A 14,229-nucleotide genomic window follows, 5' to 3' on the forward strand; every position below is an offset into this window, starting at 1 on the left:
GGTCAGAATCCGTAGCTGATGCCGTCAGCGGTGAAGGTGGCGCATGCGCGCCGCGCGGAATGGCACTGCATGTTGACGGCAATGGGGTTCATCGTGATATGCGTCGAGGCAAGCTCGATATGCACTGCGAAGGCGGTCGCGTCGCCGCCCAGGCCTTGCGGGCCGACACCGAGCTGGTTCACGGCCCGCGACAGTTCCGCTTCCAGCGCCGCGCCGTCGGGATCGGCGCATTGCGTGCCGAGCGCGCGCGTGGCTGCCCGCTTGGCCAGCGCCACGCACAGGTCCGAGGTCCCGCCGAGGCCCACGCCGACGATGGTCGGCGGGCAGGTCTTGCCGCCCGCGGCGATCACGCTGTCGATGACGAAGGTCTTGATGGCATCCATGCCCTCGGCGGGAATCGCCATCTTGAGGAAGGAGTTGTTCTCCGAGCCGCTGCCCTTGGGCACCATCTCCAGCGTCATGCGCCCCGGCGTGTCGTCGAAGTCGATATGGATCACCGGCACCTCGATGCCGCAGGAAGTGTGGTTGTTCTTGCGGGTCAGCGGATGCACCACGGAAGAACGCAGCGGGTGCTCGCGCGTGGCGCGCTCGCAGCCGCGCCGGATGGCCTGCTTGAAGGCATGTCCGTCGACGGCGACGCCGGTGCCGATCGTCATGTTGTAGATCGGCACGCCGGTGTCCTGGCACAGCAGGTTGTCGGTGTCCTCCGCGATGCGGATGTTCTTGCTCATGGTGGCCAGCACGCTGCGCGCCGTGGCGGAGGTTTCGTGTTCCTGCAGCTGCGCGATGCCGTCCTTGACGTCGGGCGGCAGTATCTTCAGCGCGCGGATATACAGTTCCCTGGCCGCGTCTTCCAGGAGGGTGAGATCTATCTTCATGCTTGTCCTCGATGCTCGGCCCCGGCCTGGATGGGCCGGGGCGCTCAGTTGGCGCTCAGTTGGCCGTCAGGTTGCGGTTCTTGACGATCTTTTCCCATCGCTGCGATTCCGTGGCGATGGCTGTGCTCAGTTGCTGGGGCGTGTTGCCGACCGGCTTCATGCCCTGCGCGAGCAAACGCGCCTGGGTGTCCGGATCCGCCAGCACCTTGACCGTGTCCTGCTGCACCTTGCTGACGATCTCGGGTGGCGTGCCCGCCGGCATCACGAAGCCGAACCAGCCCGTCACGTTCTCCATGCCCGTGAGGCCGGCTTCCGCCACGGTCGGCACGTCGGGCAGCATGGGCGAGCGCTCGTTGCCGGTGACAGCGAGCGCGCGCAGCTTGCCGCCCTTCACGAACTGCGAGGCTGCGGCGATATTGCCGACCATCAGCTGGAGTTGCCCCGCCATCAGGTCGTTGTAGGCAAGCGATTCGCCCTTGTAGGGCACATGCGTGATGTTGATCCCGGCAGCGTCGGCGAAGGCCTCGCCCGCCATGTGCACCTGGCTGCCGGTGCCGGCGGAGCCGAAGTTGAGCTTGCCCGGCTGGGACTTCGCCAGGCTGATCAGTTCCTTCAGGTTCCTGGCCGGCACACCGGGATTGACGACGACCAGCATCGGGCCGCTGGCCACGTTGGTGATGAAGGTGAAGTCCTTGGCGCTGTAGGGCAGCCGCTGGTAGATAAACGGGTTGACCGTGAACATGCTGCCCGAGGCCAGCATCATCGTATAGCCGTCGGCCGCTGCCTTGGCCGTGACCTGCGCGCCGACGGCACCGCCCGCGCCCAGGCGGTTCTCGACCACCACGGTCTGCTTCCACATCTCGCTCAGCTTCTGGCCGATCACGCGGCCGAGCACATCGGTGCTGCCGCCCGCGGCGAACGGCACGACCATAGTGACCGGGCGGGTCGGCCATGCATCCGCCCGCGCATTGCCGGCTGCAACCACTGCGGCGGCGCCGAGGCAGAGCGCAAGGCAGCGCCGGCGGATCGTGGACTTCGGGGAAAGCGTCATGGTGGTCTCCTTTGGGGTTGTGGGCATGGCGACGCTTCAGCCGGCGGCGCTCATGGTTGTTGGCCTACGAAAACAGCGAGAGCATGAATGCCAGGCCCGCGCAAAGGCCCGCACCGAGACTGAACGCGACCCAGTCCTTGCGCAGGCCCGTCCACGGCCGGAACTCGATCAGCAAGAGCCGCACGCCGCCCATCATGTGCAGCGAGAGCAGGATCACCAGCCCCCACTCACCGGTCTTGAACAGCGGGTTGTCGGTGAGTTTCAGGAAGCCGTCGAGCGCCGCTTCGCCCTGGATGGCATGGCCCAGCGCCCAGAAATGCACCGGCAGGAACAGCGCCAGCGCGAGGCCGGAAAGTCGGTGGATCAGGAAGGCCCAGTAGGCGGCATGGTTGCGGGCGCGCATGTCGTTTCTCTTCATGGCATCACCACCGCGTAGACGGCGCGCAGCCCAGCCAGGCCCAGCACTGCGGCAAACAGCCATGCAGCCGTCACCACGCCGCGCGAACGCCATGCCAGCCATTCCTGGGCGATCCGCATCAGGCCGATCGGCACGTGCACGGTGCAGGCGAGCACGAAGCAGGCGTAGAAGGCGCCGAAGGCCCAGTTGCCACGCGTGCGCGCCAGCACTTCCGCGCCGGAGAGCCCGCCGCGCACGGCGACCATGATGACGATGAGGTGTCCCACCACGCACAGCGCCAGCACCATGGCGCTCAGGCGCTGCCAGTACCAGAGCCTGGCCTGGGTACCGACCGAAATCGCTTTGTTCATAGCTCCCCCTTGATGGCGGCCTTGGCGACAATGCGCTTGAGTCCGGCGATGCCCGCCGTCGGCGCCAGCTGCTTGGGGCAACGCTCGGTGCAGGAGCCCTGCGTATGGCAGCTGTGGCATCCGGCGTCGCCGGCAACGGCGCGCAGGCGTTCGGTGCCCACCACGTCGCGCACATCGTTGACCAGCGTCCACGCGCGGTTCATCGCGGCGGGGCCGAGGTAATCGGGGCGCCAGCCGACCACATCGCAAGAGGCGTAGCAGACGCCGCAGCCGATGCACTCGATGCCGGCATCGGCGGCCTTGCGCGCGGGGGAGGCGGGCTCGACGCTGGCGAATGCGTCGTGGCGCGTGGTGGCACCCTTGAACTGTCCTTTGGCCGCTGCCCACTTGTCGAAGAAGGCCGTCATGTCGGTGGCGAGGTCCTTGATGACAGGCAGGTTCGACAGCGGGGCAATTTCCAGCGAGTCGCCCTGCACGACCTTGGCGACGTGCGTGCGGCAGCTCCAGCGCGCCTTGCCGTTGACGGTCATGGCGCATGAGCCGCACATGCCGACGCGGCAGGCGAAGCGGTAGCCGAGGTCCGGCTCGAGGTGGCGCTGGATGTAGGTCACCACGTCGAGTACCGTCTGGCTGGCGTTGCGCGGCACCTGGTAGGAGACGAATTCGCCGTCTTCATTGCCGCGCCATACACGAACGTTGAGAGTAGTCATGGGGTCGATTGGGGGAGGGTTTCGGTGCGCCGCCGAGTTGTCTGAGGCGCTTGTCGATGCGGGCTGTCCGCTCGTATTGTTCCGGATTGCATGGCGAGCAAAAAGCTAGTAATTCTCTTGTCCAGATAAAGGAATTCTTTCTCTGCACCGCCGCTTTCCCCGCACCGCCATCCCGGAGCCGCAATGTCTTCCATCCGCACCCTCAAGACCTTCCTGGCCGTGGCCCGGTGCGGGACGTTCGCGGCGGCGGGCAAGCAGATCGGCCTGACGCCCGCCGCGGTCGGATTACAGATCCGTGCGCTGGAGGAAGACCTGAACTGCCAGCTGTTCGACCGCAATGCGCGCGCGGCGATTCTCAATCCCGCCGGCCGCGCGCTGGTGCCGGAACTCGAGGCGCTGGTGCAGCGATATGAATCGCTGGCTTCCGGACAAGAGGATGGCCTCTCCGGAACGGTGGCGATCGGTGCTCTGGTGTCGGTGCTGATGGGCGCGTTCGCCGATGCCTTGTGGGCGATCAAGCAGGAGCATCCGCGCCTGGACGTGCGGCTCTTCGCCGGCCTCTCGGCCGATTTCGCGCTCAAGGTGGAACACGGCGAACTGGATGCCGCGGTGGTCACGCGCTCGCCGCGCCCGCTGCCGCGCAACCTGGTGTGGACCGAGCTATATACCGAGCCGATGGTGCTGATCGTGCCGCGCCATCCGCACTTCTTCCTGCCCGACGATGGCCGCGAGATGCTGGCCGAAGCGCCGTTCATCCGCTTCGAGCCGGGCACCTGGACCGGCAACCTGGTGCAGGAGGTGCTGGACCAGTGCGGCGTGACCGTGAACGAGAGCATGCAGCTGAATTCGAACGAGGCGATCATCGAACTGGTGCGGCAGGGGTTCGGCATATCGATCGTGCCGCGACTGGCCAACGTCACCTGGGAGGGCGACAGCCTGTTGCGCCTGGTACCGCTCGACGGCGTCGACGTGCGGCGCCGCGTCGGTCTGCTCGAACGCTCGACGCATGCGCGCCTGGCATTTACGGATGTCATCAAGGGATACTTCCGGCAAAGCGGTGCGATTCGCGGCGGCAGGCAGCCGGAGGCCGCACGCGATCAGCGTGCAGCCCCTTGACGACCGAGGGGCCAAGGCGGCAGCGCCGCCTCTCTCAGTCGGCGTGGATGTCCTGTTCCTTGATCAGCTTGGCCCAGCGCGCCACTTCGCCATTGAAGTAGGTGGCGAACGCGGCGCTTGCCATCGGTGCCGGCGTGAAGCCGCCGGCGATGATGCGCTCGCGCACGCTCTTCACCTCCAGCATGCTGGTCACCGAGCTGCCGACTTTGTCGATCACGGCCTGCGGCGTGCCGGCGGGCATCATCAGGCCGGTCCAGTTCTCCACGATGAGATCGGGGAAACCGGCCTCGGCCACCGTCGGCACATCCGGCATCAGCGGATGGCGCTCGCGCGTCGTCACCGCCAGGGCGCGCAGCTTGCCGCCTTTGACGTTTTGCAGCGATTCCGGAAAGTTGGAAAACACCACGTCGATCTGGCCGCCGATCAGGTCGGTCATGGACGGCGTGCCGCCCTTGTAGGGCACGTGGGTGATGGTGGTCTTGGTGATCCGCTCGAACAGTGCAAGCGCCAGGTGCGGCGGCGTGCCGTTGCCGCTGGAACCAGCGCTCAGGCGCCCCTTGCGCGCCGCTTCAGCCAGATCCTTCAGCGACTTGATCGGCGAGCTGGCCGGCACTACCACCATCATCGGCGACGAGGCGATGCGCGCCACCGGCACCAGGTCCTTCTGCATATTGAATGGCAGGCGGGGAAACAGCGTCACGTTGGACGAATGCGCCAGCGTCACCGCCAGCCAGGTGTAGCCGTCCGCGCTGGCGCGGGCCACCTGCTCCGCGCCGATATTCGCATTGCCGCCGGGCTTGTTCTCCACCACTACCGGCTGCTTCCATTCCCCGGCCAGGTACTGGCCAACCTGCCGTGCCGAGATATCGGTGAGACCTCCGGCGGCAAACGGAACGACATAGCGGACCGGCTTGGCCGGGAAGGCTGCAGGTGTGCTGCTGGCTGCGGCCGGTCCGGCGAGCAGCGTGAGCAACAGCAGCGACGGGCCGGCGATGCGCCGGAGGAAGGTGCAGTGCATGGTGTCTCCTTTGGTGGGACCGGCGCCTTCTGGCGGGCGCCGTGGATGCGGTGCGGTCAGGCTTGAGCTAGCGTGCGCAACTCCTTTTCCAGTGCTTCGGGGATCTCGATACCGTGCTCCCGGGCCTTGGCTTGCGCGTCGATGCGCCGTGCGCCGGGCAGGCGGGTGCCGCTGTCCGAAAGCATGGCGGCGATCAGGGCCTCGAGGCGGGCGTGGTACGCGGCATCGCCTGCGAAGCCGCGCGGATTGAAGGCCAGGAACAGCTGGCCGATACGTGGCTGGTTGCCGGCGTCCTCGAAGAAGGAATCGGCTTCCGCGCCAAAGTGGGCGCCGGCCAGCGACACGATCAGCGTCTCCACCAGCAACGCGAGCATCGCGCCCTTGACGCCGCCCGCGGGCAGCATCGAGCCGTGCAGCGCGGCCTGCGCATCGGTGGTGGGCTTGCCGTCGGCATCCAGCGCCCATCCCGGCGGGATCGGCTTGCCTTGCCTGGCGGCGACCATGATCTTGCCGCGCGCCACTTCCGAGAGCGACAGGTCGATGACCAGCGGGTCGGCATCCTTGCGAGGAAACACGGCGGCGATCGGATTAGTGCCGAACAGCGGCGTGCGGCCGCCCCAGGCCGGCATGGCCGCCGGCGAATTACCCATGGCGATGCCGATCATGCCGGCTTGCGCCACAGGGTCCAGATGCAGCGCCGCTGCCCCGAAGTGATGGCTGTTGGTCACCACGCCGGCGCCAATGCCGCATTCGCGCGCGCTGTCGATGGCGGCCGAGACCGCCTGCGCGCAGGCGGGAAAGGCGAAGCCGGATTGCGCGTCGATCAGCGTGGTGCCCGGCGTCTGTCGCGCAACCGTGGGCTGGGCGTTCCCGTTCACGCGCTGGTGGCGCAGGTGCGCCACATACATGGGCACGCGCGAGACGCCGTGCGACGGCAGCCCGGCGAGGTCGGCCTGCACCAGCGCGCGGGCGGTGGGGCCTGCCTGCGCCGCACTAGCGCCCGCGCTGCGCAGGGCGCTCGCGGCGAGTCGTTCCAGTTCTTCTGCCCGGTAGGCGGTCATGCATGCACTCCCAATGCGTTTTTGACTGCGTCTGCAATCATCATGGAAACGCGCGCGTTGGCCTCGAAACTGACGCCGGCGATATGCGGCGTCAGCACCAGGTTCGGCGCGTCCGCCAGGATACCGCCGGCCCCCAGCGGCTCCGCTTCGAAGACATCGAGCGCCGCGCCCGCCAGCGATCCCCCGCGCAGCGCAGCCGCCAGCGCAGCCTCGTCGACCACGCCGCCACGCGCGGTGTTGACGAGGACCGCGCCGCGCTTCATGCCGCGCAGGCGCTCCGCGTTGATGAGATGGCGCGTAGCCGGCACCAGCGGCACATGCAGGCTCACGGCATCCGCGCTGGCCAGCAGTGCCTCCAGCGTCATCGGTGTCACGGCGGTTTCGCGCCACACCGGATGATCGTCAGGCAGTGCCGGATCGTGCGCTGCTACCTGCATGCCCAGCGCCTGCGCAAGCCGCGCGGTCAGCCGCCCGATATCGCCAAAGCCGATCAGGCCGAGCGTCTTGCCTAGTGCCTCATGCCCCTCCGACAGGCGCGCGCGCGGCCACTTTCCGGCCACCATGCCGGCATGGCTCAGATAGGCGCCGCGCAACAGCATCAGCGCCATCGTGACCACGTATTCGGCCACCGAGCGCGCGTTGGCCCCGGTGGCCGGAATCACGCGGATGCCGCGCGCCTCGCAGGACTTGACGTCGATATTGTCCAGTCCCACCCCAAGCCGGCCGACCACCCGCAGCGCGGGCGCTGCGTCGAGCAGTTCGGCATCGACCCGGGTGCGGTTGCGCACGATCAGCGCATCGGTTTGCGCCAGCGCGCCAAGCAGGGCGTCGCGCTGGTCGACCCAGGCCGGTTCGTAGCGCAGCCGCACGCAAGCGTCCAGCGCGGCCACGGCATCGGCGTCCATGAACTCGCTGATGCAGACCTGTTTCATCAGGCGGACTCGTGGATGCGCGTGAGCACGAACTCGCGGTGGCCCAGCGCTTCCGCGGCGGTCCAGCGGCCGTTGATGGTGGCCATCATGCATTCGAGCAGCTTGTCGCCGGTCTGGTCCAGGGTCTGTTCGCGCTGCAGCAGGCCCGAGCAGTCCACGTCCATATGCTCGCTCATCAGGCGCACGGTGCGCGGATTGGCGCACAGCTTGATTACCGGCACGATCGGGTTGCCGATGACGTTGCCCTGGCCGGTCGGGAAGAAGTGCACGACATAGCCGGAAGCGGCGCACAGCGTAACCATTTCCGCGGCAGCCGAGGACGAGTCCATGAACCACAGGCCGGGGTGGGTCGGCTCTTCGGCCTTGTCCAGCACGCCGTCGACGGTGCATTTCTTGCCGATCTTCTGGATATTGCCGAGCGCTTTTTCTTCGATCGTGGTCAGGCCGCCGGCGATATTGCCCTTGGTCGGCTGCGATTCGGACAGGTCGGTGGTCTTCCAGCGGTCGATCATGCCCTGGTAGCGGTTGAACATCTTCATGAAGTCCTGGCGCACCTTGTCGTTGGCGCAGCGCGCGGCCACGATATGTTCGCCGCCGGTGAGCTCCGAGGTCTCGCCGAATACCAGCGTGGTGCCCAGCGGATGCAGCTTGTCGAAGGCGTTGCCCACGGTCGGGTTGGCGCCGCAGCCGGAGGTGGTGTCGGATTCGCCGCACTTGGTCGAGATCCACAGGTCGCTGATCGGACATTCCACGCGGTGCAGGCCGGTGGCGTACTGCACGAACTCCTTGGCGGCCTTGGAGGCGCGCATGATGGTGTCGTGGTCGCCATGGCCTTCGATGCCAAAGCCTACCACCGGCTTGCCGGTCTTGGCGATGCCGTCCACCACCTTCTTGGTCCAGCCATCCTCGATGCCGATCACCACCACGGCCGCCACATTGGGGTTGCTGCCGGCGCCGATCAGGGTGCGGAAGTGCAGGTCGAGGTCGGGACCGAACTGCAGGCGGCCGTACGGGTGCGGAATCGCCATGGTGCCCTTGATGGCGGTGGCAACGGCTTCGGCAGCGGCGTTGGAGAGGTCGTCCAGCGGCAGGATGATGACGTGGTTGCGCACGCCGACGCGGCCGTTGTCGCGGCGATAGCCCCGGAAGGTGGTCTGGTTGTCGATGACGGACATGGATGTTCTCTCGGTATGTTGTAGGGGTGCGAGGGCGGGGCGCGGCTTACCAGCGCTTGGTCTTGATGTTGTGGACGTGGGCGTGGTCGCCGGCCTTGATGGGCGCGACCACCTTGCCGATGTCGATGCCGTACTTGAAGACGGTCTGGCCCACTTCCATGTCGCGCAGCGCCACCTTGTGGCCGATCGGGATGGGCTGCTTGGCAACCACCGTGATGATCTTGTCCTCGTCCATGATCCAGGCGTTCAGCTCGGTTCCGGCCTCGATCCCCTCGACCACCGCTACGGCGACCGTGTCTTTTGCATCGTGCAGCACTACGTGAATCATTGCTCCTCCTTTGGGGGGTTTTGTTACGGTGCAGCAAGCGGTGAGCGGCAACCGATGGAACAAAGAATAGTTTCCAAATTCCTTCATGTCAACTATGTCATATGTATGAGTTGTATGAGTTATTCTCTGGTACATTCCAGTCATCCAGAGAAAGCACCAAGCCATGAGCAACCTACGAGATATCCCTCCGCCGGGCGGCGTCCTCTACAAGGACGTCAAACGGCATGTATTGCAGGCGCTGGCCGATGGCGAATGGAAGCCCGGCGAGGCGATCCCGTCGGAGAAGAAGCTGACCGAACGCTTCGGCGTGTCGATCGGCACGCTGCGCAAGGCCATCGACGAACTGGTGGCGGAAAGCCTGCTGATCCGGCATCAGGGGCGAGGCACCTTCGTGGCCACGCACCGGCGCGACGATCATTTCTTCCGCTTCTTCAAGGTGGCCCACCAGGACGGCCATCGCGGCTATCCGACCGTGGAGCTGGAGTCGTTCCGCAAGATCAAGGCGGACAAGAGCGTGTGCGCGTTGCTGGGGCTGGAGGCAGGCGCGCGGGCGTTCCAGTTGACCAACGTGCTGTCGCTGGACGAACGGCCGATGATGATCGACGAGATCGTGCTGCCGGAGCGGTTGTTTGCCGGGCTGACCGAGGCGCAGTTACGTAGCCGGCCAACTACGCTGTACAACTTCTACCAGGAGTCCTTCGGCGTCAATGTGATCCAGACCGAGGAGCGCCTGCGTTCGGTGCTGGCTACCGAGCGGGAGCAGGCCCTGCTCGGCGTGGCGCCGGGCGCGCCGCTGATGCGCATCCACCGCGTGGCATTCACCTACCACCGGCAGCCAGTGGAGTGGCGGGTGTCGACGCTGAACACGGCTGAGCACGAGTTCATTGTGTCGCAGATGCCGAAGGAAGAGAGCTGATCGGCCGTACGCCGCGCGGTATGGCGGTAACGGCTTAACCTCAAGGTCAGCTTCGAAGGCCGGTTTGCTCCCTCTCCCACGAGTGGGAGAGGGGGCGACAGCCGTCGTCATTCCAGACGGCTTTGGCGTATCCGGTCGGCTTCGGCCAACACCTCAGGTTTTTTTCGGCACCATCAGTGCGGCATGGCCGTGAAGTCCAGCGCGTTGGTCAGGTCGCCCATCGCCTTGCCCTTGCTGGCAAGCAGCGCGGTGTCGCGTTGCTGCAGGCCGGGCAGGGTCGGCAGGACGAAGCGGCGGGTGATGAAGCGCAGGGCCGAGGCCGTGTCGTATTGCGTATGGTCGACGAAGCCTTTCTTCGCGTACGGCGACACCAGGATGGCCGGGATACGCGTGCCAGGGCCCCAGCGGTCGCCGGTGGGCACTTGCGCGTGGTCGTAGAAGCCGCCGTTTTCGTCGTAGGTGACCAGGATCAGCATGTTCTTCCACTGCGGGCTCTTCTGCAATTGCGCGATCACGCTGGCGATATGGGCGTCGCCGTCAGTCACGCTCGCGTAGCCGGGGTGCTGGTTCAGGTTGCCCTGCGGCTTGTAGAACGCGACTGCCGGCAGGGTGCCTGCCGCGGCGTCCTGCAGGAACTGGCTGTCGAAGTCCTTCAGGTGCGCGCCGCGGTTGGCGGCCTGGGTGACCGGATCGAAGTTCGCGTAGTAGTTGAACGGCTGGTGGTGCGCCTGGAAGTTGGGCACCGTGTTGTTGTAGATGGCGGTCGGGTCCTGCGTGGCCTTGGCCCAGGCGCCGGCATACCATGCCCAGCTGATGCCGCGCGCGCTCAGCAGGTCGCCGATGGTGGTCTGGGTCTGCGGCGGCAGCGTGGTCGCCTTGGCGGGGTCGGCGTAGAGGCCAGTGGTATCGGTGGCGGCGGGCTTGTTGCCGCTCGGCTGGTAGTCCGGCTGCATGGTGTTGACGGCATAGAACATGCCGCTGGCGTCCTTGGGCGTCAGCGTGCTGTCGTTCAGGTACACCGCCTTGCCGGCGAGGACTGAGGCGGGATTGCCGGTGCCGGGCGTCAGGCGCGTGAAGTTGCCCTTGGCGTCGACATCGATCGCCGAGATCGAGCCCTTGGCGGGCGAGCTGGCGGCGTCGGCGTTCGGGTACTGCGGGGCGCAGGCACAGATCAGGTATTGGTGGTTCAGGAACGAGCCGCCGAAGGCACCCATGTAGAAGTTGTCGGCGAGCACGTATTGCTTGGCGATCTGCCACATGGCCATCTTGCTGCCATCGTAGTAGCCCATGGACAGGCCGCCGGCGTCCGAGAACGCGGCGTACTTGTCATTCTTGCCGCCGTTGATCTGCATCTGGTTGTTGTAGAAGCGGTGTACCAGGTCGCGCGTGGTGACGGATTGCGAGATTTCCACGCCGCTGCCGTTGATGCCGCCAGACGCAAGCGGGGTGTCGATCTGGAACGGCTTGTTTGCCCAGTTGGCGGTGCTGGCCTGTGGCAGCTGGACGGCTTGCCCTGCCGCGGTGAGCCCGCCCCAGGTCGGCGGCAGCACCGGCAGAATGGAGCCGTCGAAGTCCTTCTGCGGCTCGACGGTGCCGGTCGAAGCGGGGTTCACGCCGGGGATGCCGTTGGCGCCCGGGAACAGGCCGTAGAGATTGTCGAAGCCGCGGTTCTCGGCATAGATCACCACCACGGTCTTGATGTTGTCTAGGGCGACCCGCCTGGCGACGCCGTCGCGCAGCGCCTGGGCGATGTCGCCGCCGCCGGCGAGCGAGTCCGCGATCAGGTCGATGGTCTGGTCGATCTCCGCCTGCAGGGTCGCCTTGATGGTCTTGTCGGTTTCCTTGTTGTGGTCGGCGAGCAGCTTGTCCGCCGTCACCCCGATGCGTGCGGCCAGTCGTGCCTTGGCCGCGGTGAGGTCGCCGCCGTTGGTCTCCATGATGGAGACCAGCTCGGTCGTGATGGCGCTGATCACGCCGTTGGCGCCAGCCGGTGCGCGGAACACCAGCGGCCGGGTCACGGCGGCGTGGCCGCCGGCGTCGTCGTTGCGGAAGGCGTCACTGCCGATTTCCGCGGCGATCGCGCCCTGGCCGGCCAGATTGAAGGCGCCGTCCTTGCCGGTGTACGTGCTGGTTTCGCTGCTTTCGCACTTGCCATTATTGTTGGCATCGATGCAGACCTTGGCATGTTCGAAATAGCTGCCGGTCACGACGCCCGACGTAGTGATGGCCGCAGGCGTACTGGCGCTGCCGGAGTCGCTGCCACCGCAGGCAGCCATGGCCGCGGCAGCCACCGCCGCAAGGGGATAGAGTCTCAAAGTTCGGCGCATGGATTTTCCTGTTTGGTTTTTTGTGAGAAGGTTCTTGTCGGTCTTGTCGGTCTTGTCGGACTGCGGCGCGATTCTCGCGCTGCTCCATGTCAGATTGATGATGGCTGCCGGGCGGAAATCCGACGCAAGGCCGCGTCTGACACGCCAATGTCATGCGAGGGTGCTAGCTTGGCGGGCCATCCTTGAACACCTGTGCCTGGGCTGCCGCACCATCCACGCCCTCGCCGTGCCACCGTCCCGCAGAGATGCCACCGCGCTCCGGTTTGTCGCCAGTTCCTTCCCCGATCCTCCGATTCGCCGCAGGTGCCTTGCTGCTGGCGTTCGCGCTGACACTGCCGGCCTGTGGCAAGTCCGGGCAGGAAGCGGCGCCCGCGTCCGCGCCGCCCGTGGCCCGGGAGGCCCCCGCGCGGCCCGCCTATGCCGATGCGTTCTACACCCTGATGGCGACGCGCCGGCCCTCCGTGCCGGCGATGGCGGCGCTCGGCAAGGCGCTGTTCTTCGATCCCGCGCTATCCGCATCGGGCCGGCTCGCGTGCGCGAGTTGCCATAGCCCGGACCACGCCTACGGCCCCGGTAACGATCTTTCCGTGCAACTGGGCGGCACCGATATGCGGCGCACCGGCGCGCGCGCCGCGCCCTCGCTGCGCTATGTGCAGAACGTGCCATCGTTCTCAGAGCACTTCCACGAGAACGACGGCAACGACAGCGAAGACCAGGGCCCGACCGGCGGGCACAACTGGGACGGGCGGGCGGCTTCCACGCACGAGCAGGCGGGCATTCCGCTGCTGTCGCCCCATGAGATGGCGAACGCCGATGCCGCGGCGGTGGCGGCCAGGCTGCGCGGCGGCAAGCACGCGCAAACGTTCCGCGAGGTGTTCGGTGCCGATATCCTGGCGCGTGACGAGCTTGCCTTCAAGGCGGCGCTGATGGTGCTGGAGGTATTCCAGGAGACGCCGTCCGAGTTCTATCCCTACACCAGCAAATACGATGCGTTCCTGCGGCGGCAGGTCAGGCTGACCGAGCAGGAAGCGCGCGGCCTGCGCTTGTTCAACGATCCCGCCAAAGGCAACTGCGCGTCGTGCCATCCGAGCGCGATCAGCGCCGATGGCGTGTTTCCCGCCTTCAGCGACTTTGGCTTTATCGGGCTGGGCGTGCCGCGCAACCGCAAGCTGGCAGCCAACGCCGACCCTGCCTTCTTCGACCTGGGACTGTGCGGGCCGGATCGCACCGACCTGAAGGACCGGGCCGAGTACTGCGGCCTGTTCCGCACCCCGGGGCTGCGCAACGTGGCGCAGCGCAAGACCTTCTTCCACAACGGTGCTTTCCATTCGCTCGAAGACGTGCTGCGCTTCTATGTGGAACGGGACAGCCGGCCAGGCAAGTGGTACCCGCGCAAGGCCGACGGCAGCATCGACAAGTTCGACGACCTGCCCGCCCGATACCGCGAAAACGTCAATATGGAACCGCCGTTCGGCGGGGCGCCGGGCAGCAAGCCCGCCCTGTCGGAGGCCGAGATCCGCGATGTCATCGCGTTCCTGAAGACGCTCAGCGATGGCTACCGGATTCCTGCATCGCACTGAGGCATTTCGCCGCAACCGCCTGGCGCAGCGGAACAGCGATGCCCGCCGTCCACGACCGGCGGCATCATCCATCGCCGGTTGAACGCCGAAGACCGCGGCCGCGCGCTGGTTGCGCCCCGTGGCGTCCTCGCCAGCCGCTTCGGGACTTCTGTTTGCGTCATGTGTCCCCATTTCCTCCTGACACCGTGCTGTCAGGAGATGTCAGGGCCACACGTTGCCGCGCGGCACGCCGCCGCCCTTCGGGATACGATAGCGGCCTGACCGAACCAATGCCGCGCCTTTGAGGTGCGCGGTGCTGTGGGCAGTACCCGGCGCAGCGCCAGGCGGGCGCAACGGGATTGTCCGTCCGGCACCCGCGCCCGGCCCTCC

14 protein-coding genes are annotated in these 14,229 nt (G+C 66.6%); 3 read left to right on the forward strand and 11 right to left on the reverse strand.

Annotation, left to right across the window (positions count from 1 at the left end; genetic code table 11):
- Positions 1-2: 2 nt before the first annotated feature.
- From AC1DS6_RS14080 to AC1DS6_RS14100, 5 genes are all read right to left on the reverse strand, one after another.
- Positions 3-878, reverse strand: a complete 876-nt coding sequence (locus AC1DS6_RS14080; RefSeq protein ID WP_441627067.1) for a fumarate hydratase — start codon at positions 876-878, stop codon at positions 3-5.
- A 55-nt stretch (positions 879-933) separates the two neighbouring features.
- Positions 934-1,929, reverse strand: a complete 996-nt coding sequence (locus AC1DS6_RS14085; RefSeq protein ID WP_441627069.1) for a Bug family tripartite tricarboxylate transporter substrate binding protein — start codon at positions 1,927-1,929, stop codon at positions 934-936.
- Positions 1,930-1,993: 64 nt separating this feature from the next.
- The gene (sdhC, locus tag AC1DS6_RS14090) at positions 1,994-2,347 is read right to left on the reverse strand and encodes a succinate dehydrogenase, cytochrome b556 subunit (RefSeq protein WP_156177325.1); all 354 of its coding nucleotides are present in this window, start codon (positions 2,345-2,347) and stop codon (positions 1,994-1,996) included.
- Positions 2,344-2,697, reverse strand: a complete 354-nt coding sequence (locus AC1DS6_RS14095) for a succinate dehydrogenase (RefSeq protein WP_441627071.1) — start codon at positions 2,695-2,697, stop codon at positions 2,344-2,346. The genes sdhC and AC1DS6_RS14095 overlap by 4 nt, the downstream gene beginning before the upstream one ends.
- Positions 2,694-3,407 (reverse strand): succinate dehydrogenase/fumarate reductase iron-sulfur subunit, encoded by a 714-nt coding sequence (locus AC1DS6_RS14100; protein ID WP_441627073.1) that lies wholly within the window; start codon positions 3,405-3,407, stop codon positions 2,694-2,696. Before AC1DS6_RS14100 ends, AC1DS6_RS14095 begins: the two co-directional genes overlap by 4 nt.
- A gap of 183 nt (positions 3,408-3,590) precedes the next feature.
- Between AC1DS6_RS14100 and AC1DS6_RS14105 the strand changes: the two genes are divergently transcribed.
- Positions 3,591-4,523, forward strand: a complete 933-nt coding sequence (locus AC1DS6_RS14105; RefSeq protein WP_441627075.1) for a LysR family transcriptional regulator — start codon at positions 3,591-3,593, stop codon at positions 4,521-4,523.
- A gap of 34 nt (positions 4,524-4,557) precedes the next feature.
- Here AC1DS6_RS14105 and AC1DS6_RS14110 read toward each other — a convergent pair whose 3' ends face one another.
- From AC1DS6_RS14110 to AC1DS6_RS14130, 5 genes are read right to left on the reverse strand one after another with little or no spacing between them, the layout of a single operon-like run.
- Entirely contained in the window at positions 4,558-5,541 is a 984-nt protein-coding gene (locus AC1DS6_RS14110; RefSeq protein WP_441627077.1) for a Bug family tripartite tricarboxylate transporter substrate binding protein, read from the reverse strand.
- A 56-nt stretch (positions 5,542-5,597) separates the two neighbouring features.
- The gene (locus AC1DS6_RS14115) at positions 5,598-6,602 is read right to left on the reverse strand and encodes an Ldh family oxidoreductase (RefSeq protein ID WP_441627079.1); all 1,005 of its coding nucleotides are present in this window, start codon (positions 6,600-6,602) and stop codon (positions 5,598-5,600) included.
- A complete protein-coding gene (locus tag AC1DS6_RS14120) occupies positions 6,599-7,534 on the reverse strand; it encodes a hydroxyacid dehydrogenase (protein ID WP_441627081.1) in 936 nt (311 codons plus the stop codon). Before AC1DS6_RS14120 ends, AC1DS6_RS14115 begins: the two co-directional genes overlap by 4 nt.
- The gene (locus tag AC1DS6_RS14125) at positions 7,534-8,709 is read right to left on the reverse strand and encodes a UxaA family hydrolase (protein ID WP_428180698.1); all 1,176 of its coding nucleotides are present in this window, start codon (positions 8,707-8,709) and stop codon (positions 7,534-7,536) included. Before AC1DS6_RS14125 ends, AC1DS6_RS14120 begins: the two co-directional genes overlap by 1 nt.
- Before the next feature lie 46 nt (positions 8,710-8,755).
- On the reverse strand, positions 8,756-9,037 hold the full coding sequence (locus AC1DS6_RS14130; protein WP_276286527.1) for a UxaA family hydrolase: 282 nt from the start codon (positions 9,035-9,037) through the stop codon (positions 8,756-8,758).
- A gap of 163 nt (positions 9,038-9,200) precedes the next feature.
- Here AC1DS6_RS14130 and AC1DS6_RS14135 point away from each other — a divergent pair, with 163 nt between their 5' ends.
- Entirely contained in the window at positions 9,201-9,953 is a 753-nt protein-coding gene (locus AC1DS6_RS14135) for a GntR family transcriptional regulator (protein WP_276286526.1), read from the forward strand.
- Between the two features lie 173 nt (positions 9,954-10,126).
- On the opposite strand, the gene acpA is transcribed toward AC1DS6_RS14135, so the two are convergent.
- On the reverse strand, positions 10,127-12,280 hold the full coding sequence (gene acpA / locus AC1DS6_RS14140; protein WP_441627084.1) for an acid phosphatase: 2,154 nt from the start codon (positions 12,278-12,280) through the stop codon (positions 10,127-10,129).
- 245 nt (positions 12,281-12,525) lie between these two features.
- On the opposite strand from acpA, the gene AC1DS6_RS14145 reads away from it, so the two are divergent.
- The gene (locus AC1DS6_RS14145; RefSeq protein WP_441627086.1) at positions 12,526-13,860 is read left to right on the forward strand and encodes a cytochrome-c peroxidase; all 1,335 of its coding nucleotides are present in this window, start codon (positions 12,526-12,528) and stop codon (positions 13,858-13,860) included.
- The last annotated feature ends 369 nt before the right edge of the window (positions 13,861-14,229 follow it).

It is taken from the genome of Cupriavidus sp. 05L310, assembly GCF_056398185.1.